Annotated in this window: 18 protein-coding genes; 5 read left to right on the top strand and 13 right to left on the bottom strand. The window is 60.7% G+C overall.

The features are described from left to right. Positions 1-6: 6 nt before the first annotated feature. Genes astE through B2J69_RS11550 form a run of 5 tightly spaced genes read right to left on the bottom strand, consistent with a single transcriptional unit; the run spans position 7 to position 6,070 of the window. Complete coding sequence (astE, locus tag B2J69_RS11570; RefSeq protein ID WP_081139441.1) at positions 7-1,011, bottom strand: succinylglutamate desuccinylase; 1,005 nt, start codon at positions 1,009-1,011, stop codon at positions 7-9. Then, positions 995-2,338: an N-succinylarginine dihydrolase gene (gene astB / locus B2J69_RS11565; protein WP_081139440.1), complete on the bottom strand. Its 1,344-nt coding sequence runs from the start codon at positions 2,336-2,338 to the stop codon at positions 995-997. The genes astE and astB overlap by 17 nt, the downstream gene beginning before the upstream one ends. Before the next feature lie 13 nt (positions 2,339-2,351). Next, positions 2,352-3,818, bottom strand: a complete 1,467-nt coding sequence (astD, locus tag B2J69_RS11560) for a succinylglutamate-semialdehyde dehydrogenase (RefSeq protein ID WP_081139439.1) — start codon at positions 3,816-3,818, stop codon at positions 2,352-2,354. Next, positions 3,815-4,849 (bottom strand): arginine N-succinyltransferase, encoded by a 1,035-nt coding sequence (astA, locus tag B2J69_RS11555; RefSeq protein ID WP_081139438.1) that lies wholly within the window; start codon positions 4,847-4,849, stop codon positions 3,815-3,817. Before astA ends, astD begins: the two co-directional genes overlap by 4 nt. A gap of 15 nt (positions 4,850-4,864) precedes the next feature. Further along, the gene (locus tag B2J69_RS11550) at positions 4,865-6,070 is read right to left on the bottom strand and encodes a bifunctional succinylornithine transaminase/acetylornithine transaminase (protein WP_081139437.1); all 1,206 of its coding nucleotides are present in this window, start codon (positions 6,068-6,070) and stop codon (positions 4,865-4,867) included. 511 nt (positions 6,071-6,581) lie between these two features. On the opposite strand from B2J69_RS11550, the gene B2J69_RS11545 reads away from it, so the two are divergent. The 3 genes from B2J69_RS11545 (at position 6,582) to B2J69_RS11535 (ending at position 9,449) form a co-directional block, all read left to right on the top strand. Further along, entirely contained in the window at positions 6,582-7,856 is a 1,275-nt protein-coding gene (locus B2J69_RS11545) for a Glu/Leu/Phe/Val family dehydrogenase (protein ID WP_081139436.1), read from the top strand. A gap of 495 nt (positions 7,857-8,351) precedes the next feature. Continuing rightward, positions 8,352-8,792 (top strand): PACE efflux transporter, encoded by a 441-nt coding sequence (locus B2J69_RS11540; RefSeq protein WP_081139670.1) that lies wholly within the window; start codon positions 8,352-8,354, stop codon positions 8,790-8,792. 453 nt (positions 8,793-9,245) lie between these two features. Beyond that, positions 9,246-9,449: an Hha/YmoA family nucleoid-associated regulatory protein gene (locus tag B2J69_RS11535; protein WP_081139435.1), complete on the top strand. Its 204-nt coding sequence runs from the start codon at positions 9,246-9,248 to the stop codon at positions 9,447-9,449. Positions 9,450-9,503: 54 nt separating this feature from the next. Here B2J69_RS11535 and B2J69_RS11530 read toward each other — a convergent pair whose 3' ends face one another. From B2J69_RS11530 to B2J69_RS11515, 4 genes are all read right to left on the bottom strand, one after another. Next, positions 9,504-9,803, bottom strand: a complete 300-nt coding sequence (locus B2J69_RS11530; protein ID WP_081139434.1) for a putative quinol monooxygenase — start codon at positions 9,801-9,803, stop codon at positions 9,504-9,506. A 731-nt stretch (positions 9,804-10,534) separates the two neighbouring features. Beyond that, positions 10,535-11,065, bottom strand: coding sequence for an SRPBCC family protein (locus B2J69_RS11525; RefSeq protein WP_081139433.1), 531 nt, complete (start codon positions 11,063-11,065; stop codon positions 10,535-10,537). Positions 11,066-11,082: 17 nt separating this feature from the next. After that, on the bottom strand, positions 11,083-12,099 hold the full coding sequence (locus B2J69_RS11520) for a zinc-dependent alcohol dehydrogenase family protein (protein WP_081139432.1): 1,017 nt from the start codon (positions 12,097-12,099) through the stop codon (positions 11,083-11,085). Positions 12,100-12,275: 176 nt separating this feature from the next. Next, entirely contained in the window at positions 12,276-12,527 is a 252-nt protein-coding gene (locus B2J69_RS11515) for a putative hemolysin (protein WP_236722711.1), read from the bottom strand. A gap of 551 nt (positions 12,528-13,078) precedes the next feature. Between B2J69_RS11515 and B2J69_RS11510 the strand changes: the two genes are divergently transcribed. Then, on the top strand, positions 13,079-16,105 hold the full coding sequence (locus tag B2J69_RS11510) for an autotransporter outer membrane beta-barrel domain-containing protein (RefSeq protein ID WP_158083431.1): 3,027 nt from the start codon (positions 13,079-13,081) through the stop codon (positions 16,103-16,105). 52 nt (positions 16,106-16,157) lie between these two features. Then, entirely contained in the window at positions 16,158-16,469 is a 312-nt protein-coding gene (locus tag B2J69_RS11505; protein ID WP_081139430.1) for a NirD/YgiW/YdeI family stress tolerance protein, read from the top strand. Between the two features lie 38 nt (positions 16,470-16,507). On the opposite strand, the gene B2J69_RS11500 is transcribed toward B2J69_RS11505, so the two are convergent. The 4 genes from B2J69_RS11500 to B2J69_RS11485 form a co-directional block, all read right to left on the bottom strand. Continuing rightward, positions 16,508-17,740 (bottom strand): HlyD family type I secretion periplasmic adaptor subunit, encoded by a 1,233-nt coding sequence (locus tag B2J69_RS11500; protein WP_081139429.1) that lies wholly within the window; start codon positions 17,738-17,740, stop codon positions 16,508-16,510. Then, positions 17,737-20,013 carry a type I secretion system permease/ATPase gene (locus tag B2J69_RS11495; RefSeq protein ID WP_081139428.1) on the bottom strand — a complete coding sequence of 759 codons (2,277 nt, stop codon included), beginning with the start codon at positions 20,011-20,013 and terminating at the stop codon, positions 17,737-17,739. Before B2J69_RS11495 ends, B2J69_RS11500 begins: the two co-directional genes overlap by 4 nt. Before the next feature lie 82 nt (positions 20,014-20,095). After that, positions 20,096-21,382 carry a TolC family protein gene (locus B2J69_RS11490; protein WP_158083430.1) on the bottom strand — a complete coding sequence of 429 codons (1,287 nt, stop codon included), beginning with the start codon at positions 21,380-21,382 and terminating at the stop codon, positions 20,096-20,098. Positions 21,383-21,702: 320 nt separating this feature from the next. After that, positions 21,703-25,528 (bottom strand): Ig-like domain-containing protein (locus B2J69_RS11485; RefSeq protein WP_143806278.1); only part of this gene is annotated, 3,826 nt, incomplete at its 5' end.

Below are 25,528 nucleotides of genomic sequence, written 5' to 3'. Positions count from 1 at the left end.
ATTCCTTCAGTGTTGAGGCGAAAGGTCCGGTTTCAGCAGCAGACCGGCGCGTAAACCCGGCGCAACGCTGGCGTTGGGAAACAGGATCCAGGGTGCGACGTCGTCTACGCGCCAGCTTTTGTCGTGCTCGCAGGCGATCTCAAAGCCCGCCGGAAGCTGGGTGAAATTCTCTACCGAGGGATCGAGATTGAGCCTGAAGCTGCTGCTGGTTTTAATGATGCTCTGCGCCACGGTAAAGAAACGCATCGGCGGCTGTTTTCTGGCGGGCAGCGCGCTGCCCGCCAGCAGCGCGCGGATCGCGCTGTCGACGGCGGCGAAGCAGCTAAGCGGGTTTTGCCCGAACGGCCGCGCTTTGCCCAGCTCAAGCGTGCAGCTCTGCGCACCGAAGGCGTCGCTCAGGTAGTGACTGAAGGTACCGCCCGGCGCGGTATGCTGCACCACCGCGTCCAGCTCGCAGGCCGCCAGCAGCGTGTAAAACGCTGCGCCGTAGCGGTGCTGATGGAAAGGGATCAGGGCGAACTGCGGAAAGCGCGAGCCGCGGATCGCCGTATGCATATCCAGGTGCACGCGCGGCAGGTCGCCTTCCGCTTCCACTCGCTGAAAAAAGGCGGCGGTCGCCTGCTCCAGCCGCGCCGCGCGACGGCTCTCGTTGCCCGGCACGGCATGGCGATGCCGGCCGCCAAACAGCCGGTTCATATCGCTGTGCAGATAGCGCTTCCCGGCGCGCAGCGCGGGCGGATTGCCAAACACCAGCAGCAGCGCCTGGCTGAGCGGCTGTTCGCCCGCCATCAGCGACGCCAGCAGCGCGGCCAGCATCTCCACCGGCGCGGTTTCATTGCCGTGGATGCCGGCGGAGATCACCACCGCCCCCGTGGGATGCGCAGGCAGCAGCTGTAGCACTCCCTCCTCCAGCCAGCTCGCCTCAAGCGCGGCAGGAAAGCGCGCGTCGCGCAGCCGGCAGCTCAGCAGCGCCTCGATAATCGCCTCGCTCTTCTCAGCGCTGAAAGTCATAGATGCTCCCCAGCGTCAGGATCTGCGTCAGCTCGTCCAGCGCCTGGCGAACCTCACGCAGCAGCTGCGGATCGGCCAGATCGCGGCTGTGCAGCCGGTCACGATAGTGCTTTTCCACCCAGCGCGTCAGCTGCTGATAGCGCGCGTCGTTCATCAGGCTGCCGCTGTTGACGGCGGCGCGCTCCGCCTCGTTCAGCACCACGCGCAGCCGCAGGCAGGCGGGCCCGCCGCCGTTGCGCATGCTTTCGCGCAGGTCGAACAGCTGGATCTCGTCGATGGGCGAGCCAGGCCGCGTCGTCATCTCGTTCAGATAGCGCCAGACGTTTTCGCGCTGGCGGCACTCCTCCGGCACCACAATCATCATTTTTCCGTCTGGCTTACTCAGCAGCTGGCTGTTGAACAGATAGGAGGCGACGGCATCCTGCAGCGAGACCCGATCCTGCGGCACTTCAACACTCTCAAACGGCAGGCCCAGCGCGGCGCTTTTTTCGCGCAGCTGCGCCAGTAGACGATCCTGATCGACAAACGCGCTCTGATGGTGAAACAGCACATGGCGGTTGCTGACCGCGATCACATCGTTGTGAAACACGCCGCTGTCGATGGCGGCGGGGTTCTGCTGAGCGAACAGGGTGTAGTCGGGATGAAGCTGATGCAGGCGCGCCACCGCTTCGCTCGCCTCTCGCGTCTGACGCGCCGGATAGCGCTGCGGCGCGACGCCGCCGCCGAAGGCGCGACGGCCATAGACGAACAGCTGAATACCCTGTCGATCGTAGTCGCCGCAAAAACGGTTGTGGTTAGCCGCACCCTCATCGCCGAAATCGCCCTGCTGCGGCAGTGCGTGGTGATGGCTGAAGTGAGCGTCGTTGTTGAAGGTGGCACGCAGGATCGCCGAGGTCACCGGCGCTTCAAGCGAGCGGTGCAGCTTGTTGTTGAGATTCGCCACGGTGAAATGCACCCGGCCATCGGCGCTGTCCGCCGAAGGCGATACCGTCGCCGCGTTCGCCGTCCACATCGACGAGGCGGAGCTGAGCGCGGAGAGCAGATGCGGCGACGTCGCCGCCGCGCGCGCCAGCACCTGGGTGTCGCTGCCGCTAAAGCCGAGCGCGCGCAGCGCGTCAATGTTGGGGCGCGGCTGCGGCGGCAAAATCCCCTGCACAAATCCGCGATCCGCCAGCGCTTTCATTTTCGCTAATCCCTGCAGCGCCGCCTTGCGCGGGTTCGACAAACCGTCGCGGTTGTGCAGCGAGGCCTCGTTTCCCACCGACAGCCCTGCATAGTGATGCGTCGGGCCGACCAGCCCGTCAAAGTTTGCTTCATAGCCAGACATAGAAACCTCAGTATCAGAAAGGAAGGCCCGGAGCCGGCGTGGCGGGCAGCGTCAGCACGTCGCTGGTGAGCGAGGCCATCGGCCAGGCGCAGTAGTCAGCGGCATACCAGGCGGAGGGACGGTGATTGCCGGAGGCGCCGACGCCGCCAAAAGGCGCGCTGCTGGAGGCGCCGGTCAGCGGGCGGTTCCAGTTGACGATCCCGGCGCGCGCCGCCTCGGTCAGCTGTTCAAACAGCGTGGCGTCCGGCGAGACCAGCCCGACCGCCAGGCCGTAGCGCGTCTTGTTCGCCAGCCGGATCGCCTCGTCGAAGTCGCTATAGCGCATCACGCTCAGCAGCGGGCCGAAGTACTCTTCGTCCGGCACCTCAATGCCGGAAATATCGATAATGCCGGGCGTCAGACGGGTCGCCTGCGCCTCGGGCTGGCGCATCTCCAGCAGACTTTTTCCTCCCAGCGCCAGCAGCCTCTGCTGCGCCTCCAGCATCGCCTGCGCCGCCTGCAGCGAAATCACACCGCCCATAAAGGGCGGCGGCTCAGCATTCCACTGGCCGACGCGGATCTGCGCGCTCGCTTCCACCAGCCGCGCCAGCAGCGCGTCGCCCTGCGCGCCGCGTTTCACCAGCAGGCGACGAGCGCAGGTGCAGCGCTGGCCAGCCGAGATAAAAGCGGACTGGATAACCAGCTGCACGGCGGCGTCGAGGTCGCTATAGCCGTCGACAATCAGCGCGTTGTTGCCGCCCATCTCCAGCGCCAGCATCTTCTCCGGCTGACCGGCAAGGTAGCGGTGGAAGTGAAAGCCCGCCGCCGCGCTGCCGGTAAACAGCACGCCGTCGATCTGCGTATTTTCCAGCAGCGCTTTGCCTGTCTCCTTCCCGCCCTGCACCAGATTCAGCACGCCATCCGGCAAGCCAGCCTGCTGCCAGAGGCGCAGGGTCAGCTCCGCCGTGGCGGGCGTTAGCTCGCTCGGTTTGAATACCAGCGTATTGCCCGCGATCAGGGCGGGAATAATATGTCCGTTCGGCAGATGTCCGGGAAAGTTATAGGGGCCGAACACCGCCATCACACCGTGCGGCTTGTGGCGCAGCTGCGCTTTGCCATCGGGCATCGCCACTTCGCTGAAGCCGGTGCGCTGCGCCCAGGCCTGCTGCGAGATCGCCGCTTTGCCGATCATCGCCTGAACTTCGGTGCGGGTTTCCCACAGCGGCTTGCTGGTCTCCTGCGAGATCAGCGCGGCCAGCTGCTCTTTTGCCTCTGTCAGGCAGGCGGCGAAGCGCGTGACGATCGCCATACGCGCCTCTGCCGACAGACGCGCCCAGCGGGGAAACGCCTCGCGCGCCGCGTCGCACGCCAGCCTGACGTCATTGTCGTCGGCGCTTTGCGCCTGCCAGAGGATCTGCTGGTCGTCAGGGGAATATTTGGTCAGGCGCGGGCCGTTGCCCTGGCGCCACGCGCCGGCGATAAAGTGTGCTGCATGGCTCATAACGCATTCTCTTCAGGATTAAGGGAAACCAGACGCAGCCTGTCAGCCTCGCCGACCTGCAGCGCGCGGCGCTGGGCGTCGTTAAGCAACAGGGAACGGCCGTCGGCGGCGGGCTGCACCAGCACCGCGCGGAAATGTTCGAAATCGTCGCGGGCGACGATGCAGGGCGCGCGGCATTCAGCCAGCGCTTCGCCGGCGCGTCCGGCCGTAACGATGCGGCTGTCACGAATGGCGCGAATGGCGTCGGTTTCCGCCTCCAGCACCGGGCCAGCGTCGAAAATATCCACAGAGCCGCGCCAGCTAAAACCCTCTTTTTCCAGGATCGCTCTGGCGGGCGCGGTGCGCGGATGCACTTCGCCGATTGCGCGCTGCGCCGCGGCGGGCAGCAGCGAGATATAGATCGGCCATGAGGGCATCAGTTCGGCGATAAAGGTTTTCATGCCGGTGCCGGTCAGGCGATCGGCTTCGGAAAAAGGGATCTCAAAAAAGTGGTGCCCCAGCGCGTCCCAGAACGGCGAGGTGCCCTGCTCATCCACCACGCCACGCATCTCGGCAAAGAGATGGGAGGAGAAGAGCTGGCGGTGCGCGGCGATAAACAGCAGCCGCGCTTTCGACAGCAGCAGACCGTTACGGTTGACCTGATAGTCCGGGTCGAGAAACAGGGTACAGAGTTCGCTGTGGCCGGTGTGGTCATAGCTGAGGTGCAGCAGCTCCTGATTCTTATAGACGCCGATCTCGCGGGAAGCGCGCACGCTGCGCTGAATACGGAAGTTATAGAAGGGTTCATTCAGCCCGACCGCCACTTCAATCGCGCTGATGCCGACCACGCGCGCCTTTAGCGGATCCTCCAGCACAAAGAGAAAACCCTGTTGCGCACGCGGCAGCCGTCCCGCAAAGGTGTCGATACTGGTGCGGATACGCGCGCGCAGGCGCGCCTCGTCATGGGGCAGCGAGGTCATTCCCACGCCGGCGCGCGCCGCGAGCCGCAGGATGTCGGGCAGATCGGATTCTTGTACCGGACGAAACAGCACAGGCGTTCTCCTCTGTTAGCCAACGAAACGGACGATGGCGCGCTCAAGCCGCGCAAACGCCGTCTCCAGGTCGCTGTAGGAAATGTTGAGCGCCGGCGCGAAGCGCAGCACGTCCGGCCCGGCGATCAAGGCGATCACGCCCTCTTCCGCCGCCAGGTTGGTCAGGGTTTTGGCTTTGCCACGGTAGGGCGCCGCCAGCTCGGCACCGATCAGCAGGCCTGCGCCGCGGATATCGCTGAACACCCCATACTGCGTGGTCAGCGCGGCTAACCGCGCCACGATCCAGCTGTGACGCGCTTTCACCCCTTCCAGCAGCGCGCTGTCGAGCTGCGCCAGCACGCTGCTGGCGACGGTGGCGGCCAGCGGATTACCGCCGAAGGTGGTGCCGTGCGTGCCGGGTTGAAACGCCTGCGCCCAGGCGTCGCGCGTCAGCATCGCGCCGATGGGGAAGCCGCCGCCCAGCCCTTTGGCGCTGGTTAAAATATCTGGCTCAACGCCGTAGTGCTGATAGGCGTAAAGCGAACCGGTGCGCCCGGCGCCGGTCTGCACCTCGTCAAAGATCAGCGTGGCGTGATAGCGGTCGCAGAGCTGACGCAGTCCCTGCAGGAAAGCGGGATCGGCTGGACGGACGCCGCCCTCGCCGATAATCGGCTCGACGATCACGGCGCAGGTGCGTTCAGAGATATGGTCGCTGACCGCCTGTAAATCGTTATAGGGCAAATGGGTGATATCGCCGGGCAGCGGCGCATAGTCCGCCGAGTATTTTGGCTGGCCGCCGACCGTCACGGTAAACAGCGTGCGGCCGTGGAAAGCGTTTTGAAAGGCGATGATTTCGCTTTTGCCTTTGCCGTGGCGATCGGCGGCGACTTTGCGCGCCAGCTTCAGCGCCGCCTCGTTGGCTTCCGCGCCGGAGTTGCAGAAGAAGACCTTGTCGGCAAAAGTAGACTCCACCAGGGTTTTCGCCAGCTGCAGCACCGGTTCGTTGGTGTAGCCGTTGCCGATATGCCACAGTCGGTCGATCTGCGCCTTCAGCGCTTCGGCCAGGTGGGGGTTGGCATGCCCCAGCGCGTTAACCGCAATGCCGCCAGCCAGATCGATATAGGTTTTGCCCTGCTGATCCCAGACCTGCGAACCGCTGGCTTTTACCGGAATAAACGGCGCAGGTGAAAAACAGGGCACCATATATTTATCGAAATCGTCACGATGAGGACGTGCAGACATTGTCATTTCTCCTGAAATGAAAAAGGGAATATCGGCGCAACAGATCGTCGTATTTATCGGCGAAGTTAATCCGCGCGATTAATTAATGCGTCGCGATCGATGTTGGCCATGAAATAGATAGTCATGCCGATTTTGCGTGAATGTAGATTAAATAAACCTGTCTCTTCCGTTTAAGTGAGAGTGATACTGGCCGCCCCCTGTAACAAAGTCAACACATCACGGATTCATTCTATTCACTTTTTGACCCCTTTCAAAGATCTGAAAAAATTGATAAAAATCTGCTTTATGCACTTTGACTGCATATTAAATGCATAAAAATGCACTACAAGAGGCGGTGAAAAGTTGATTAATTATTCATATGCGTATCGCCCTGATGCGTCGTTTTGTTTTTTTCAGGCTGGCGAAAAATAGACACGACGGAAATTAATGTTAGCTTTACTGCCGTTAATCCAACCGGGATTTACCTTATTGTCCCTACACATTAAACGACTCACTGTCGATAAGGTTTTTTATGGAAAAGTTATCTTACGCGTCAGAAAGCAGCGCCTCCGCCTGGACCACTTATTTGCGACAAATCGATCGCGTGGCGCCCTATTTAGGCGAACTGGCGCGCTGGACAGATACGTTACGCCATCCCAAACGCGCATTAATTGTCGATATTCCGCTGCAGATGGATGACGGCACCATTCGTCATTTTGAAGGCTATCGGGTGCAGCACAACCTGTCGCGCGGACCGGGCAAAGGCGGTATTCGCTACCATCCCGACGTCGACCTCAATGAGGTAATGGCGCTTTCCGCATGGATGACCATTAAATGCGCCGCGGTCAATCTGCCCTATGGCGGCGCCAAGGGCGGGATCCGGGTTGATCCTTTCTCGCTGTCGGAAGGCGAGCTGGAGCGTCTGACGCGCCGCTACACCAGCGAGATCGGCATTATCATCGGGCCGCAGAAAGATATCCCCGCGCCGGACGTTGGCACCAACGGCAAAGTCATGGCCTGGATCATGGATACCTATTCGATGAATCAGGGCACCACCGTGACCGGCGTCGTGACCGGCAAGCCGGTGCATCTTGGCGGCTCGCTGGGACGTGAGAAAGCGACGGGCCGCGGCGTCTTTATCACCGGCCGGGAAGTGGCGCAGCGCGCGGGGATCGGCATTGAGGGCAGCCGCGTCGCCGTGCAGGGCTTCGGCAACGTCGGCAGCGAAGCCGCTCGTCTGTTTGCCGAAGCGGGCGCGCGCGTGGTGGCAATCCAGGATCACAGCGCGACGCTCTACAATGAAGCGGGAATCGATCTGGCGGCGCTCGGCGACTGGCAAACCCGTCATCGTAAAATCGCGGGTTTTGCCGGGGCACAGGAAATCGACAGCGAGGCGTTCTGGGAGGTGCCGATGGATATTCTTATTCCTGCGGCGCTGGAGGGGCAAATCACGCTGGAACGCGCGCAAAAACTACGCTGTCGCCTGGTGCTGGAGGGCGCAAACGGCCCGACCTATCCGGAAGCGGACGACAGGCTGGCGGAAAGAGGCGTGATTGTGGTGCCGGATGTGGTCTGTAACGCCGGCGGCGTAACGGTAAGCTATTTCGAATGGGTGCAGGATATGGCGAGCTTCTTCTGGAGCGAAGAGGAGATCAATCTGCGCATGGATCGCATCATGACGGAGGCGATGAGCAGCGTCTGGGATAAGGCCAGCGAGAAGGCCTGCTCGCTGCGCACCGCCGCCTATATTGTCGCCTGTGAGCGTATTCTGATGGCGCGTCAGGATCGCGGCATCTATCCCGGTTAACGGGACTGCCTCGCCGCAGCGGACATTACCGCTGCGGCCGGGCCACGCACAGGCAAAGCGTCAGCGTTAAAAAGCATTAACGTGCGTTTAATATCGGATGCCTGTAGCTATTCACTTAATTTAATACGTTAATGAAAACGCTAATACACTGACGCATCCCCAAAACCCGGTGCATAGCAATAGCACTAACCACCATATCTCTTTTTGGCCATAACCGAACTGATGGCTTTTCATTGAATGCCCCCGTGGCTGAAGAAAATAACGCTGCGATGCCGTTAAATTTAAACCTGAGCAGCTAAATTTTTTATCAACGTGTTGCAGCCTGCTAAAGAGATATTTGATCAAAATCAAAGGTTACACCTGCCTGTAACTTTCTGACCAGGATAGAGGTTTCATTTAACTATTTTGCTTTACACTATCTGGCCACCTGGCGCTAATCCAGCGCGGTTGTTTTTCGCGACGCCGTCGCAGCTGCTGTCACCCACGAGAAATATCATGAGTCAGATTCCGCCCCTACATCGCTCTCGCCTGGAGCGCGCAATGCACGCCGTTATATTTGAGGTGGTCGCCAACATTCTGGTATTTATTATTTTGATGCGGTTCACCGCCGCTGCGCCTGCGCAGTCCGGCGTATTAACGCTGGTCTCTTCAGCGGTCGCGATGGGGTGGAATTACCTGTTTAACTGGCTGTTTGACGCTTTGCAGGCGCGACTCGGCTTCCGAAAGGGGCTGGTGGCGCGCTGCCTTCATGCGCTGGCGTTTGAGGCGGGTCTGCTGCTGGTGCTTATTCCCTTTGCCGCCTGGTGGCTGGCGATTACGCTGTCTGACGCGCTCAGGCTGGAGTGCGGGCTGGTGCTGTTCTTTCTCGCCTACGCGCTGGCGTTTAACCTGCTGTGGGATAGCGTGCGCGACTATTGCTTCAGGAAATCGGGCTAAAAAAGCAGGAGCAGCGCTTTTTCAACAGCTGTCAGGTTGCCGAAAATTGCCAGAAATCACTAAACCGGCCTTCAACCAGCGACGCTTATCAGGTTCTCTGTGACAATTTCCGTTAGATAATCACTTCCAGATTGTTAGAAACTGGTTAGCGTTAAAAATATTCCGCCAGCGGCGCCTTATACGAAAGCGTTTGCATTACAGCATGTTAATTATTCTGCGGGCGTTATTCCTGCCTCCGCCCAAACTCTTTTCCCCTAAACTTCCTTTTCTCGCCGGGGTTGATCTCTCTCGCCGCACTATTTATAACGTTCAGGGCAAAAGGTATTTCTCTATCTCTGCGCCGCCTTTAGTCAGGGAAATAACCCTGCTCATTCAGGGATAAAGGTGAACTATTAATTTTTTCATGGCGCAAGCCATTTTATTTCAGGGACATTCCCACCAGGAAAATAACTAATGACTAAATCTGACTATCTGATGACCTTCAGACGCTGTCCTTCTACCGATATTCTGGATATTGTCACCAGCTATATGCGGAAGAAAATACCCTCGACCGATCTCTCTTCCTTTGAAGGCGCTTACGATCACCGCAAGGCGGAACTGATCATGAATAGAATTTACACCGTTATACCGCAGGAGATTTGGCGGCTGGTGAACTGATTTTCACATCGTCTGAACAGAGAGAGCAGGCTGGCGCCTGCTCGTTGCTCAGGGTCAGGCTTGTCCGCCTGCCGCTTTCTCCAGCACGATGACGTCGGAACGCTCAATCAGCGGCTTAATGGCGTCAAACAGCGTGACGATATGCGCGGCGCGAATATGCTGATCCAGCAGCGCTTGTGACTGCCACTCTTCCGTCCAGACAAAGCGACGCGGATTGTCGGTATCGCGGTTCAGCTGATAGCTGATGCAGCCCTCTTCTTGCAGCGTGGTGTCGATAACGCCGCGAAACAGCGCTTCCAGCTCGCTTTCGCTGCCGGGTTTGGCGATAAAAATGGCGACCACGGGTACGGTCATAGCTCTCTCCTTGATAAACGGGGTGGGATCAGATTATTGCAGCGCTGCCGCGAGAGATCCAACCGGGCTCTCTCGCGACAGGCCGTCGCCGTTGAGATAACGGCCTGCGCCATCTTGCCCCAGGCGTCGGCGACAGCGTTAGGCCTCAGTGGCGGAACGGCGCGGCTAATCAGGTCGCACGGCAGCGAGCGGTCCCTGGGTAATCGTTTGAAGGCAGGAAAAGAGCAGGCTGGCTGAGTAGCCGACCCAAACAAAAAAACCGCCTTAACGGCGGTTTTTTTGTGCTGGCCAGGTTAGCGGCCTTGCCAGCAGGGCTGCGTTACCAACGTAACGCCAGCACAACCTAGTGCCGATATAGTGTTCCGCTTTATATCGGGTGTCAAGTTTCTGTTGTGGCCAAACAGTATACAATTCCGGCGGGTCTTCCCGCCGCCTTAGCAAGCGGGCACCGGGTTCAGGGAAGGATGTCCAACGGCCGTAAACGCCAGCACAACCTAGTGCTTGCATTCGCGGCGCTATCTCCGGTGGTGGTGTCGTGAAGCGGTCTTTGCATGGACCGCACAATGAAACGGTACATCTGTATTGTAATCGTTGTATCTGGTGCGTTGCTGTCATCAGGAAAGGGAAACTGGGAAATTTCCGGTAACTCCATATCTGTTGTCATCAACACAGCAGGCAAGTAAGCCAGGCGACCGCCCCCTTTGGGGCGGTTTCCTTTTCCCTGGCGGAGTTTATCCTCGTCCTGCTTTTTTCGCCCCGGCCGCGGCCACCAGACCCTCAAGCCAGTCCTGATGACCATTGATCATCGGGTTAGGTTTCGCGCTTGCCAGCTCTCGGGCTGGCTGCCCGTTCTGAGCTTCCTGCGTCAGGATGCGCACACGGTTTTCTGAGAGATCTTCCACCAGCCAGGCGTGCAGCACATCCAGACGATCCGCTGCGCCCTCTTCTCCCGCCCAGCCGTGCCAGGAGACGCGTCCCGGCTCGCCGTGCGTCGGCGCCGCGAATTCGGTTACGCGCGACTCCACCGGAAAGCCAAAGGTCTCGAAGTAGAAGCGCACACCCTGCTCCAGCTCCGGCCCTTTGTTGTCGTAAAAGCGCGCGTTGGCCGAGTTAGCGTAGTAGCTGGGCCACAGCGACGGCGTGACCAGCAGCGGCCAGATATCCTGCGCGCTGAGTCCGGCGACAATGACTTCGTTTGAGCAAAAGTTATCGGTAAAGCCCGGAATAAATTCCTCGGGCCAGTTGATTGCATTGAGTTTCATTAGGGGTTCCTGAATATTTACCATTCAACGACGATTTTGCCGAAATGCCCGCCGCTGCGCTGCAAAGCAAACGCCTCGGCGAGGGAGGTTAGCCCGCTGAAGCGCTCGCCGATCGCCGGGCGCAAACCTGTCTGATTCAGCGCGGCGACGAACGCCTGCTGCTGGCGGCGACTGCCGACGATCAGACCCTGAATTTTTGCCTGCTTAGCCATCAGCAGCGATGTCGGGACCACCCCTTCACGACCGGTCAGCACGCCGATCAGGGCGATATGTCCGCCAACGGCGACCGCCTCGATCGACTGCGCCAGCGTGCCAGGCCCACCGACCTCGATCACCACATCCGCGCCCTTGCCGTGGGTCAGCGCCTGCACCGCCTTGCCCCAGTCGGGCTGAGTGCGGTAGTTAATGGTTTCATCCGCGCCCAGCGCGCGCGCCTGCGCCAGCTTCTCGTCAGAAGAGGAGGTGATAATGACGCGCGCACCCATCGCTTTGGCAATCTGCAACGCGGTGATCGAGACGCCGCCCGTGCCCAGCGCCAGCACGGTGTCACCCGCCTTAATCTGGGCATCACCTGTCAGCGCGCGCCAGGCGGTCAGGCCAGACGTGGTGATGGTCGCCGCCTCGGCGTGGCTCCAGCCTGCTGGCGCCAGGGTAAAGGCGCTGGCGGGACGCACCACCACCTCGGCGGCAAAACCGTCAGCGCCATCGCCCGGCGTGCGGGTAAAGTCCGCCACCTCGCTGTAAGGCAGGCCATCTGCCCACTGCGGAAAAAAGCACGACACTACCGCATCGCCGACCTGAAATTCGCTGACGCCCTCGCCTACCGCTTCAACAACGCCTGCGCCGTCCGCCATCATAATGCGCTGCGACGCGGCAGGAATAGCGCCCTCTGCCACCAGCAAATCGTGGTAGTTGAGCGACGTCGCGTGGATCGCTACACGGATTTCGCCACGGCCCGGTTCGCCGGGATCGGCCAGCGTGGTTAACGTCAGATTATCCAGTCCACCCGGCGCGGTTAAGGTTAAAGCCTGCATGATTCACCTCTTGAATAGGTTGTGTGCGAAACGTACAGCATAGTCGCGGCTGTATGTTGCGACAGGCACAGCATCTCACTGGCATGAATATAAGAGAAATGAGCAAAGATGATTTTAGATATCAGAGAAGGTGATATCAGGGCGAGCGCCCTGATATGCGCGGCAGGCAGAAAGCGTTATCCCTTTTTCGCATGGTCGCGATGATAGAGCGCCCATTGCTCGATGAGTTCGCCGGAAGGAAGCGTGCAGTAGCCGGTGACGCCCGCCTCTGTTCTGACTTCTGAAAGCTTGCCGCCGGAATGCAGACACCAGTCGGCTGCGGGATTGTGCATGTTCAACCGCGGTGAGGAGGCGTGCTGTGCGCAGGCGGCCAGCAGCAGGCTGGCCGCGATCACGGCGGTATTAGCGATATGAGGGTTCATTTTCATCGGTCAGCTCCGGTTAGGTCTTTATTCAGTTTAGCCTGGGATATTTATCTGACAGGGTAAAAACAGGCGCGTTACGTTTCTCATTAATCGACAACGATGCGCTATTTTTAAAACACCTTATCACATCGTAATTTTATTAATGACACCTGTAACGGTTAATAAACACTAATGACTTTATTGCGTTTATTGCCACTCTGGCCGCAAAAAAACCACTCCAAAAAAGAATCGCATGTAAAATCAAGCAACATGACAACCTAAGATGCAGCCTAAGCTGCTGAATCAAGTAGCCAATTCAGATAAACAATTATAACAAAAAAGCAACGCTATTAATTTAGCTTCCTTTACATCATTTATTTTCCGGCGGCATAATTCCTCTGCAATTCCATCCTGCAAATAAAAAATAAGTTAGCCGGAGATAATCATTCAAGAATCGCACCGGCAATAAAACACGTTTAACACTCTTCATTTACACACAGCACAATTACGCCTTGGGGAAAATAACCGCTATGAATAACGCTTTTAAGCTGAGTAGACTCGCAAAAGTCGTCATTATGACGCTTGGGGTAAGCGCCACGCCCATTATGACCTGTGCGGCGGTGATCGGCAGCCAGTCCGGCGATGTGATCACCCTGACAGACGGCACGACGCTTAATGGAGACGCCAGGTACGCCGCCACGATGTACGGCATTCTCATTCCGCTACCCTATACGCCGAAAATCGACCTGGGCACCGGCAGCATTCTCAACATAACCGATCCCACCGGCAGCGTTAACAGCATCCTCATCTTCGGCGCCAACGGCTCGCTTAACGCCGACAGACTGACCATTAATGCGACCGGCAAGCACGCCTCGGCTCTTGAGGTATTTGGCGCAAACAATAGCCTTAACCTGGGTACCGGTTCGTCAGCCATCGTGGTCAGCAGCGCTGACGGTTACGCTTCTGGCATGATGATTCGCCAGAGTTCGCTGCTGGCCGATAACCTGCACATTTCGATAACGGGTAATCACGGGGTTGGCCTCAATATCTCAGGCTATGGCAGCACGGCGAATATCGGCTACGGCAGCCTGATTGAAACCAACGGCGTCGACGCGCACGGCGTCAGGGTCGATAACCTGGTTGGCGAGGCAAACGGTAAGCACGCTAGCCTGGTGGCCGACGCGCTCAGCGTGATAACCCTTGCCGACCACTCTACTGCCGTCAACATGCAGGTTAATAGCCGGGCCGATCTGGGCAGCCATTCGCAGCTGCTTACCAGCGGCATCAATTCGCCGGGCATCTGGAGCGTTGGCGGCAACCTGACCGCCGATGCGCTGACGATCAAAACAACTGGCCTCAAGTCGCCGGCGATAGAAGGTCGCGAGAACAGCATCACCACCCTTGGCCCGGGCTCGGTTGTCGTCACCGCAAACGCTGGCGCGCTGGTGGCGATGGATGACAACGTCACCCTAAATTTTCTGGGAAGCGAAGACAACCGCAACAGCATCAGCACCACCGGGCTTTATGGCGCCTCCGCACAGTCTGCCGGCTCGACCATTCTTCTTCGCAACAGCGATATCACGGTTGACCACGTGCGCGGCATGGGCCTGCAGTCCTATGAGGGCGGCGTGATTAACGGCGATGGGCTGACCATCACCACCTCAACGGATGCTTACGGCGTCTATGCCTTTAGCAACGGCGCAGTGAATTTAACCGGCGAGACGGTGATCGATGTGGGGTCGCCGCAGGGCGTTGCCCTGGCAACCCCCTATGTTGCAGGCGCGCCCGGCATCATTACCGCCACGGGCAAGATGGATATCACCGGAGGCGTTATCTCCGTCGGCGGCTTAATCGATCTCGATTTTGCCCCGGCGTCGCGCTGGTACGGTAGCGCCCTTATCGACAGCAAGGATCAGGGTCACCTTAACGTGAGGCTGAGCGACAGCGAATGGCGCGTCGCCGCCAGCTCAACCCTCGATAATTTGCAGCTTGACCGCGCGCAGGTGGATCTTTCCGCCGCCGCGGATAACGCGCCAGGCACGACGCTCACCGTGGCGAACCTGAGCGGCAGCGGCGATTTTACGCTGCGAACCGACCTCGTCGGCGACGGTGACGGCGTCAATAATCTCAGCGACAAAATCATGGTGACGGGCAGCAGCGCCGGTAGCTATGGGCTGACGATCAAAAACCGCGGCAGCGCCGTGACCCGCGGCGATGAAGTTCTGACAGTGGTAGAAACCCCGGACGGCGCCGCCACCTTTACCAGCAATGCAGACGTTGAGCTGGGCGGCTATGTCTATCGCGTTAACAAGCAGGGCACCAACTGGGTGCTTGCTTCGGCCAATATCGCCCCTGAAGAAGAGGTGGTTCCCGCGCCGGTTCCCGACGATAAAGCGCCGGAGGTCACGCCCGTGGATCCGGTGACGCCGCCTGATAAAGAGGATGCCGCGCCGATCGAACCGGTGACGCCACCTGATGAAGCGGAGGTTACGCCGATCGAACCGGCGACGCCACCTGATGAAGCGGAGGTCACGCCGATCGAACCGGCGACGCCACCTGATGAAGCGGAGGTCACACCCGTCGAACCGGTGACGCCGTCTGATAAAGAGGAAGTCGCGCCCCCTCCTCCCCAGGAGGAGGCACCCGCGGAACAGCCCGCCGTGACGCCGCCCAGTAACAGCAAACCGACCCCGGTAATCAGCACCAGCGCCAGCGCCGGGGCGAATTTCCTGAATATCGGCTATCTGATGAACTACGCCGAAACGCAGACGTTGCTGCAGCGTATGGGCGACGTACGCCAGGGCCAGCGCGCCGGCAATGTCTGGCTGCGCGGCACAGGCGGCCGCTTTGACGGCTTTGCCAGCGGCAAGCTCAGCCAGTTCAGTCTGAATTACAGCGGCTATCAGTTTGGGGTGGATAAACGGCTGGCCGACGAGATGCCGGTCTATCTGGGCTTTTTTATGGGCGCAAGCCACGGCTCGTCCGGCTACCAGGGCGGCAGCGGCACGATGCAGTCAACCTATTTCGGCCTCTATACCACCTGGATCAGCGACGCCGGGTTCTATCTCGACAGCGTCACCAAAATCAACCGCCTGAGAAATCAGTTCAGCGTGCTGGATACCCAGGGCAACCGCGTCTCGGGCAAGGGCGTTTCCTCCGGCATCAGCGCCTCGCTAGAGGCGGGAAAGCGCTTCAGCCTCTCCGGCCGCGACGGCCTCTTTCTGGAGCCGCAGCTGCAGTTTACCCTGGCGCACCAGGATAACGCCGCCGTTCACGCCTCAAACGGGCTCGACATCAAGCTGTCGGACTACCGCTCGTTACAGGCGCGCGCCAGCGTGCTGGCGGGGTATGCGATTAGCCAGCCGGGCTACAGGCTGAACGCCTATCTCAAAACGGGCGCGATGCGCGAGTATGCGGGCCACGCCGCCTACGCGCTGAACGGCTCGCGCGAAAAACTCTCTTTCCAGGGCACCGGCTGGAATAACGGCGTCGGCGTCAGCACGCAGCTGCGCGACCACACCCTGTTTATGGAAGCGGATATCACAGACGGTAGCCGCTTCGATCAGCGCCTGCTCAACGCCGGCTACCGTTTTAGTTTTTAACTGGCGGCCAACACCAGGAAGTGGCTGTTTACCTCAACAAAAGGAGTATGAAATGAAAAAATCAGCGTTAGTTATTCTGGCTTTGCTCTGTTCCTCCCCGGCGCTGGCGCGCCAGGAGGTGACGGTCGCGGAAGCGAAAAAAATGCGTGACGATCGCCATGTGGTGCTGACCGGCACCATCACCGGCTGCGCGGATGACGACCACTACTGGCTGCAGGATGCAACCGGACGCATTCGTATTGACGTGGATGATGACGACGACGACCATTACCTGATCGGTAAAAAGGTACGGGTTTCGGGGGAAGTCGATCGCGACGACGGACACAGCGAGATTGACGTCGACCATGTCACTGTTCTGAAGTGATGCAGAAACAAGCCAGCGCGTGCGCTGGCTTTTTTTTATTATTTCTCCCGGAACGCCTCCTGCACGCGGAGCAACGGCCGCAGCAGATACTGCAGCAGGCTCTTCTCGCCGGTGCGAATATCGACCGTGGCGGTCATGCCGGGGATCACCCGCAGCGCCTGGCTGCCGCTTTTCACCAGCGTGTTATTTTCCGTCAGCACCATTACGCGATAGTAGGTGTCGTCGACGCCAGGCCGCCGCGCGGCTTTGCTCTCATCATCTTTCAGCGCGCCAGGGCTAATGCTCTGCACATGCCCTTTTAGTCCGCCATAGATGGAGTAGTCGTAGGCGGAGATTTTCACTATCGCCTCCTGACCCGGCGCAAGAAAGGCGACGTCGGACGGGCGAATGCGCGTTTCCACCAGCAGCTGATCGTCAAGCGGCGTCACTTCCATAATCGCGGCGCCGGGCTGGATCACGCCGCCCACCGTATTGATTTTGATGCTGTTCACGATGCCGCGCACCGGGGTGCGCACCTCGGTGCGCTCCAGGGTGTCATGACGGCCCAGCGCCGTTTCCTGCAGGCTGGCCATCTCAACGTCGACTTTTGACAGCTCATCGTTCGCCTCGCTGCGATAGCGGTTTTGCCGCTCGGTGATCTGCAGTTCGGTGTCGTTCGCCTGACGCTCCAGCTTCAGCACTTCGCTGCGCGACAACAGCGCTTTGGCGGAGAGTTCCCGCGCCATCGCCAGCTCTTTTTGCAGCAGGGTTTTTGACTTCATGTAACCGGCAATCGACTGGTCCAGCGCGCGTTTACGCAGCTTCCACGCGTCAGTTTCGCGCGCCACCAGTTCCGGCTCCGCTATCACTTCCGGCGGGAACGCGAGCGGCTGGCCGGTCGCTTCTGCCTCAAGGCGCGCCGCCTGCGCCTTTAGCGCCAGCAGCCGGTTGGCGCTTTCGCGAAAAGAGGCCTGCGCGCGCGTCGGGTCGATTTTCGCCACCACCTGGCCCTTCTCGACCGTGTCCCCTTCGTGCACCAGCAGCGCCTGCAAAATGCCGCCTTCCAGACTCTGCAGCACCTGCTCGCGCGAGCTGGGCACCACTTTGGCCGAGCCGGTGGTGACCTCTTCGATATTGAAGTTCGCCGCCCAGAGCAGCACCAGCGCCATCAGCGCCACGCCGCCCCAGACAATATAGAGCCAGCCTTCCCAGCGATCCTGACGCGCCGCCAACACGATCTCGCTGGCACCGTTTTCCAGCAGATGTTTCGTCTGGTGTGAAATATCGCTCATGCTGCCACCTCATCAGACGGGCGCGGGCGTTCTGCGCTAATCTCCACGCCGGCGGGCCGGGCGGCGGCGCGCAGCACCGATGCCGCCGGAATTTTCCCACTGTTCAGCAGGGCGAGGATCTCTTCTCGTGGACCATCCGCCACCTTGACGCCGTCATCCATCACGATGATGCGATCGACATATTTCAGTACTGCGGGCCGGTGGGTCACGATAATCACCGTGCGATCCGCCATCGCGGGCACCAGCGCCTGCAGGATCTGCCGCTCAGATGCCATATCCATGCCGGAGGTCGGCTCGTCCAGCAGCAGCACGTCCGGCTGCGAAAGCACCGCGCGCGCGAGGGCTATCGCCTGCTTTTGACCACCGGAAAAATTCTCGCCGCGCTCGCTCACCGGCATGCCGAACCCCATCGGATGCGCGGCGACGATATCGCTGACGCCGGTAATTTTCGCGACTTTCAGCATCTCCTCGTCGCTGGCGTAAGGCGCGCCCATCACCAGATTGTCGCGCAGGGTGCCGAACATAAAGCGCGGCTCCTGATTCATCAGCGCAATGCGCGTGCGCAGCTCGCCCGGCTCGACCTGACTAATATCGACGCCGGCGACAGAGAGGGTGCCGGAGGTGGGCGCATAGAGCCCGACCAGCAGGCGCAGCAGCGAGGATTTGCCGCTGCCCATTTTGCCCAGAATGGCGACGCGCTCGCCCTGGCGGAAGCGTACGTTCAGCTTCTCCACCACGGCGGGCAGATCCTCTTTGTAGCGGAACGTCACGTCCTGACACTCGATATCCATCTGCCTGCCGGGCGGCAGCTGCACATAGACTTTTTCTTTATCGCGCTCGCTCGGCGCCGCCATCACCTTATTGAGGATGGTCAGCGACGTTTTCGCCTGCTGGATACGCAAGCCCAGCGCCGCCAGCGTGGCGATCGGCATAATGGCGCGTCCCATCAGCGTCATGGTGGCAATAATGCCGCCCATCGATATTTCGCCGTCGCCCACCAGGTAGGCGCCCCAGACCAGCAGGATCACCGTGCCGAACTGCTGCGTGGTCTGGATGATGCTGGAGCCCATGGTGGCGAGAAAGCGCGACTTCATATTGACCGAGGCCAGCTTCACGCTGGCGATGTCGTGCTTAGCGGCGACAAGGTTTTCCGCGCGCAGCACCTTGATGGTTTCGAGGTTGTCGAGCGACTCAATCACCAGCCCGTATCGGTTGCTGCCAATGTTCATCGACTCTTCAGCCTGGCGCTTTAAGGGAAGCTGCATCAGCAGCACCATCGTCACGATAATCAGCAGGATCAGGATCACGCACCACATCAGCGGCCCGGCCACCATATGAATGACCAGTAAAAACAGCAGCACAAAGGGCAGATCGGCGACGGTGGTCAGCGCGGCGGAGGTGGTCAGTTCGCGCACGCTGTCAAAGCTCTGCATGATATTGCCGAAGGCGCCGCTCGACTGCGCGCGGTTCGCCATTTTGCCCTGCAGCACATGACGAAATAGCTGCGCGCCGAGCACCAGGTCGATCTTTTTGCCGGCGCGATCGGTGATCCAGGCGCGCCCCAGACGCGCCGCCAGCTCGAACAGCAGCGCCAGCGTGACGCCGATCGCCATGGTCCAGAGCGTGACGTAGGTCTGGTTGGGCAGCACCCGGTTATAGACCGTCATGGTGAAGATCGACATCGCCAGCACCAGCAGATTGATCACCACAGAGAGCGCGGCGGCCTCATAGATGTAGCGCTTAAACCCCCAGAGGGTGTGCCAGAACCAGTGCCCCTCGCCGACGCGCACCAGGTCATCGGCGCGGCGATCGAGGCAGGAGGTCGGGCGCAGCAGCAGCAGCTCGCCCGGGTAGTGCTGCGCCAGCGTGGCGAACGCCACCTCTACCGGCCGTTCGCCCAGTGCCGGATCGATAATGGCGCAGCGCTCTTCGCTGCAGCGCGTCAGCACGCAGTAGCCGGTTTCGAGCCGCATTACCGCAGGCAGCACGAAGCTTTTGATGTCGGCGAGGTCGATCTGCTGCCACGCCGCGCTGACGCCGCGGCTGTGCAGCGCGCGCAGCGCCCACTGATTTTGCCCGGCGGCGTCATGCGGCGGGAAGGCCGGCATATTGGCCCCAAGGGTGTTGAGGCTGATGCGCACGTCAAACAGGCGCAGCGCGCGCTGTAATGCGGTCAGCAGCGACGCCTGCATACCCGGCGGCGGACTGGCGGCCGCCGGCGCTTTGTGGGCGTTGAGTTCGGAGCCCGCAGGCTCAAGATGAATGTCAGTCACGGTTTTTTTCCTCTGGACGGCTTATCCCTGCAGGCGCGGCGGCAAACGCGCGGCGCTGTACAGACGGCATGTTTAACGGGCGTTAGCGCACGTCCTCAATCGGACTGGCCGGCAGGGATCCTACGCGCTGCGCCAGCTCGCTGGTTTTGCCGAGCGCGGCGACGATCTGCCATTGCGCCGCGAGGTATTGCATCTGCTGTTCGTGGTATGAGGCCAGGCTGGAGTAATAGTCGGTCGCGAAGGAGATCAGATCGGTCAACGGACGCTGACCGGCGAAGAACTGCACCTCGCCCGCTTTCCAGGTTTTCAGCGCCGATTCCGACTGGCGGTGCAGCGCGTCGATTTGCCGCTCGCGCAGCGGCAGCGAGATCCAGAGCTGATCAAGCTGCTGCTGTAAGGCGCGCAGCGTCGCGTCCTGATCCGCCTCAGCGGCGATCAGACGTTGCGTTTCGGCCTTTGTAGCGGCGCGTCCAGCGCCGCCGTCCCACAGGTTGATATCGCTGCTGAGCTGCACCGTGACCGCCTTAAAGGGCTCCATTTCACCGTTGCGTTTCGGGCTGTCCAGGCTGAGCTGGACAGCCCACTTTGGGCGATTCCACTTCGACGCCAGTTCAACGGCGGCTTTTGCCTCTTCTTTGACAAAATGGGAGAGCTTCCAGCTGGGATTATCCATCAGCACCTGCTGCGCCTGTTGCAGCGACGCGGGCAGCAGGCGCGCTTTTTTCAGGTCGGGCAAAGCGTGGTCCAGGCTGACTTTCTGATTGAGCAGCGTGCCGAGCTGCGCCTGCGCCTGCTGGCAGCTGGTGTTGTACATTTCGCGGCTGGCGACCACGGCGTTCAGTCGGGTCGCCACCTGATTGATCTCCGACGCGCGGCCGGCGTCGATGCGGGCGATGCTCTGCACCCGTCCCAGCAGATCCTGCAGTGCCACAATCTCTTTATCCAGCACCAGAACCACGCGGGCATTGGTAACGGCGGTGGTGAACAGCGACAAGACCTGCTGATTTAACTCTTCCCGCGTGACGTTAATTTGCGCCTGCTGTTTAGACCAGGCCGCCTCTTTTCCTGCCACGCTGGCATCGGTGCGGCCGTGGTCATAGAGTAATTTACTGACAGAGACGTGCGGCGACAGCAGGTTATTTTCATAGCCCGGCTGGCCGGAATAGCCAACCGCGCTGATGCCGGTGCTGACCTGTAATCCATCGGCGGCTTTCGCCTGCTCAATATCATAATATGCGCCGGTGCCGGATGAAGTGGCCGAGCGAACCGCTGGATGATCCGCCGTCATGCGGATCATTTCGAGAAATTCGGTCGCATGAGCATTTAATAATGGATTGAATAACACCAGCCCCATTATTAAACGACGCAACGAACCGCTCGCCTTTACTGCAAATTGTGTTTTTTTCATGGTTAACTCTAAATAACAAGTGAAATGAGCTGGCTATTATTTTCAGTCGCGTGAATCGGTTAGCGACAGGTTATGTTTTAATCGCCAGAGTCTCATTTTCCAACGTTAATTCTGCAATATGTATATATTTAGTTTTTTATGTTGCTTAAGTTTATATATTTATAACTTTACTCTGAATGATCTCTTTCCCGATTTTGCATAAAAGGCCCTGCCGTGCGCGCTATCTGGATTGCGCAGGTGTGAAAAAGGGCGGTGACAGACGCCACCGCCCACTCGTAGCGTTAAATAACGTTCATGCCCTGTTGAATTAACAGCCTGACCGTATTGTCATCGTTATTCACATAGACATCGTACTGAACGCCGTTTTCTGTTTGAGCGCTTGAGACACTCCACTCCGATTTGCCGATATTTACGGTATCAATCGTCTTATTCAGGTTTTCACTCTCCACATCGCCGGTAATACGCAATGTATTCGCCTGCTCACCATTTTCGCTGGTCAGGTCGAGGACATCGCTGGCGCTGATAATTAACGTCTGCGCCGTATTATTGCCCATATGGATCGCTTCAATGCCGCTGACTTTGGCCGATACCGCGCCTATATCAAAATCGTTATTTGAGTCCCACACCAGCGTGTCATAACCCGATCCACCGTTAATACTGGTGAAGCTGGTGCTGTTGATCACAATGGTGTCGTCGCCCTCTTTGGCATCTACGGAGCTGGCGCCGCGCGCATCCAGAATATCGCTGCCGTCCGTACCGTTAAGATCGTACTGCGCAGGCTGATACGCGATATGGGTCGCGCCCGTTTCCGCGGTGAGCCCCAGGGTTTCGTTCAGATCTACCAGACGGCCTTTGATTGCCGAGCCGTCCCCGTCGCCTACTCCCTTGTCGGTCCAGGTAACGTAGAGCTGCCCGCCCGCCAGGAAGGTGGCGTCAACCTCCACCTGCTCGCCGTAGGTCAGCTGGTTGATCTGCATCTGCTGCCCAACCTTGTTGCCCGCCGCGTCGAAGTACTGGGCGTAGATCCCGCTGGTGCCCGCCCCCGGCGCGGTGTCCGTCGCCGACAGGAACACCGCCACGAAGCTGCCGTCCGCCTGACTTACCACGCGCGCCATGTGCTGATCCCCGGCGGTCGCGGTGTTGATCAGGAACTCGTCGGTCAGCGCCGTGCCGCCCGCCGCGTAGATGCGGCCCCACACCCCGTAGCCGCTCTGATCCGGCCCGCTGGTGTCGTTGGAGTCCCAGGTCACCACGTAGTTGCCGTTGTCCAGCGCGCTCACCGCCGATGAGGCCTGATTGCCGGTCAGGGTCTGGTTCGCCACGAAGCTGCTGCTGACGAGGTGAGCTGACGGATCGTAAACCGACACGCCCACGTCATAGCCGGTCGCCTTGATGGCGTAGGTCACCGCCACCTGGCCGTTCTCCAGCACCGCCACCGACGGCAGCGGCTCCCACTCGGCGATCAGGGCGTTGGCGTTCAGCCCGGTGGTGGCCAGCACCGTCTCCCCCGTCACCGGCGTGCCGTCCGCGTCGTACTGCCGGCCGTAGACCACCCAGCTGCCGCTCAGGCTCGCCTCCCACACCACCAGGTAGCCCCCGTCCTCCAGCGCCGCAATCACCGGTACCCGCATCTTGCTCGCCGCCGTGCTGCTGTCGACGCTGTACTCTGCCCCGCTCGCCGCCAGCCCGCTGACGTTCCCCGCCGCGTCGTAGCTGTACGTCAGCCCCTGGCCCTTGATGTGCGCGCCCGAGTCGGTGCTCCACACCACCTGCACCGTTCCGTCCGCCAGCACCGCCACCTGCGGCGTCAGCTGGTCCCCCGCCGTGGTGCTGTTCACCGTGAACTCCGCCCCCACCGGCTCGCCCTTCGCGTCCAGCAGCTGCGCCCGGATGCAGCTCCCCGACCCGTCGCCGCTCGCCGACTGCCACACCACCACCGCCCCGCCGTCCGGCAGGCTCGCCACCGACGACACCGTCTGGTCCCCGGCCGTGGTGCTGTTCACCGCGTACTCCGAGTAGAACGCCGCGTCCACGTCGATGACGATGCCCTCGATGCCGGTGCCCGACCCGTCCACGTTGTCCGACTGCCAGGTGACGTAGACGCCCCCGTCCGCCGTCAGCGCCGCGTCCAGGATGTGGGTCGCGTCCACCGAGTCTCCGCCGCTGCCCTGGTTGCCGCTGGTGGTGGTGTTCACCAGGAACTCCCGGCCCACCCGGTTGTCATTCGCGTCGAAGCGCTGGGCGTAGATGGCCGAGCCGCTTCCGTCCCCGCCCTCCGAGCCCCAGATGAGCAGGTAGCCTCCGTCCTCCAGCGCCACCCCTACCGGCTTGTACTGCTTGCCGCTGGTGTAGCTGTTGACGATAAAGTCTCCGCTGCCCGCCAGGGTCAGCGCCCCGGTCGTCGCGTCCACCCGGTAGTGCACCGCCCGGATGTCCGAGCCGTTCGCTCCGCTGTCGCTGCTGTCCCAGAACACCACCACGCTGCCGTCGCTCAGGGTGATAACGTCCGGGTAGTTCTGCGCGCTGTCCGTGGTGGTGTTTATCTGCACGCTTCCGCCCAGCGGGGTGCCGTCCGCCGCGAACACCTGGCCCACCACGCCCGTGCTGCTGGTGTCGCCCGGCCCGCTCGCCGCGTTCCACACCGTGATGTACATCCCGGCGTGCGCCGCGTCGGTGAACGCCGCCATCTCCGGCCCGCCCGACGCGCCCATGCTGCTGCCGGTCGCCACCGTCACCTCGGCGCTGGTCGGGTTATTGTCCGCGTCGTAGCTGCGCTGCACGATGCTGGTGCCCTGGCTCTCCCAGCTGATAACGTAGCCCCCGTCCGCCGTGGCCATCGCTCCCGGCCGGTTCTGCGCCCCGCTGTAGGTGGTGTTCACCTGGAACTCGTCCGTCACCGCCTGGCCGTCCGACCCGTAGCGGCGCGCCATCACCCCGTCGTTGTCCTTGTCCAGCCCGTTGTTGTAGGACTCGTAGACGATGAGGAAGCCCCCGTCCGCCAGGGCGATGACCTGCGGGCTGTCCTGGTTGTTGCTGGTGCGCTGGTTAACCTGCTGCTCGGTGCCGATTTTGTGCACCCCGTCCGCCTCGTAGAGCTGCATGTAGACCTCGGTGCCCGAGACCCCCGCGCCCTGCCAGGTGACCACGATGCGCCCGTCCGCCAGCCGGACGGTGGAGGGGTTGAGCTGGTCCCCCGCCGTGGTGCTGTTCACCTGGGCGCTCTCGTTCAGCAGATCGTAGCTCGCCAGCGCCGATCCCTGGAACGCCAGCGCCTCGCCCTGGTTGCCCGCGGGATCGATGGCGTAGATCTGGCCCGATTCACCCGCCGCGATTGGGTTGGGCGCAATCACCCAGTTGCCCTGCTGATCGGCGGTGGTGCGATATTCGCTGCCGTTTTTATCGATGACGACCACAATCACGCCCGGCTCGGTCACGCCGCTCAGCGACTCCTCTGAGTTTTTAGAGATACCGACGTTAGGCGCGGTGATATCCAGGATAAAGTTCCAGCTGTCGCTGAGCGCCGAGACGTTGCCCGCCGCATCGGTGGCCGTTGCGGTGATGCCGTGCGTGCCTTCCAGCAGATTAGTGGTTGGCGTGTAGCTCCAGCTACCATCCACGTCATCGGCTTTTACCGTCGCCAGCAGCACGCCGTTGTCATAGAGGGTGACCAGCGCGCCTTTTTCCGCCGTGCCGCTGAAGGTCGGCGCCGGATCGTCGGTGACGTTGCCCGCCACGGAAGCGGTGAACTGCACCGTGCCGACATCATCCTGCAGCTGCTGGATCACCACTGGCTCAGGCGGCGTGGTATCGATGTTCAGGCTAAAGGTCGCCTCGCTGCGGTTGCCCGCCGCGCTGGTCACCTCGGCCGTGAAGCTGTGCTCCCCGTCCGCCAGCTCCGCCAGCTGGAAGGTCCATATGCCCTGGGCGTCTGCGGTGCTGCTGCCCAGCACCGTCCCCGCCGCGTCGCGCACCGTCACCACCGCGTCTGGCGACGTCGTGCCCTGCAGCTCCGGCGTCGCGTCGTCCGTCAGCCCGCCGTTGGCCACCGGGCCGGTGATGCTGCCCACGTTGTCGTTCGCCTGGTCGATGGTCAGCGCCACGCTGCTG

This window comes from Pantoea latae (assembly GCF_002077695.1).
In the GTDB taxonomy this organism is placed as follows: Bacteria; Pseudomonadota; Gammaproteobacteria; order Enterobacterales; family Enterobacteriaceae; genus Pantoea; species Pantoea latae.
Note: the sequence above shows the minus strand (reverse complement) of the source record. Positions and strands in the feature narration are given on the sequence as shown.

Bases quoted from the DNA above. Each gene is read 5' to 3' on its own strand.
- B2J69_RS11510 (WP_158083431.1), top strand. From the start codon at position 13,079: ATGACGCTTGGGGTAAGCGCCACGCCCATTATGACCTGTGCGGCGGTG.
- B2J69_RS11515 (WP_236722711.1), bottom strand. From the start codon at position 12,527: ATGAAAATGAACCCTCATATCGCTAATACCGCCGTGATCGCGGCCAGC.
- astD (WP_081139439.1), bottom strand. From the start codon at position 3,818: ATGAGCCATGCAGCACACTTTATCGCCGGCGCGTGGCGCCAGGGCAAC.
- B2J69_RS11525 (WP_081139433.1), bottom strand. From the start codon at position 11,065: ATGAAACTCAATGCAATCAACTGGCCCGAGGAATTTATTCCGGGCTTT.
- astE (WP_081139441.1), bottom strand. From the start codon at position 1,011: ATGACTTTCAGCGCTGAGAAGAGCGAGGCGATTATCGAGGCGCTGCTG.
- B2J69_RS11530 (WP_081139434.1), bottom strand. From the start codon at position 9,803: ATGACCGTACCCGTGGTCGCCATTTTTATCGCCAAACCCGGCAGCGAA.
- B2J69_RS11500 (WP_081139429.1), bottom strand. From the start codon at position 17,740: ATGAGCGATATTTCACACCAGACGAAACATCTGCTGGAAAACGGTGCC.
- B2J69_RS11545 (WP_081139436.1), top strand. From the start codon at position 6,582: ATGGAAAAGTTATCTTACGCGTCAGAAAGCAGCGCCTCCGCCTGGACC.
- B2J69_RS11535 (WP_081139435.1), top strand. From the start codon at position 9,246: ATGACTAAATCTGACTATCTGATGACCTTCAGACGCTGTCCTTCTACC.
- B2J69_RS11550 (WP_081139437.1), bottom strand. From the start codon at position 6,070: ATGTCTGCACGTCCTCATCGTGACGATTTCGATAAATATATGGTGCCC.
- B2J69_RS11505 (WP_081139430.1), top strand. From the start codon at position 16,158: ATGAAAAAATCAGCGTTAGTTATTCTGGCTTTGCTCTGTTCCTCCCCG.
- B2J69_RS11520 (WP_081139432.1), bottom strand. From the start codon at position 12,099: ATGCAGGCTTTAACCTTAACCGCGCCGGGTGGACTGGATAATCTGACG.
- B2J69_RS11540 (WP_081139670.1), top strand. From the start codon at position 8,352: ATGAGTCAGATTCCGCCCCTACATCGCTCTCGCCTGGAGCGCGCAATG.
- astB (WP_081139440.1), bottom strand. From the start codon at position 2,338: ATGTCTGGCTATGAAGCAAACTTTGACGGGCTGGTCGGCCCGACGCAT.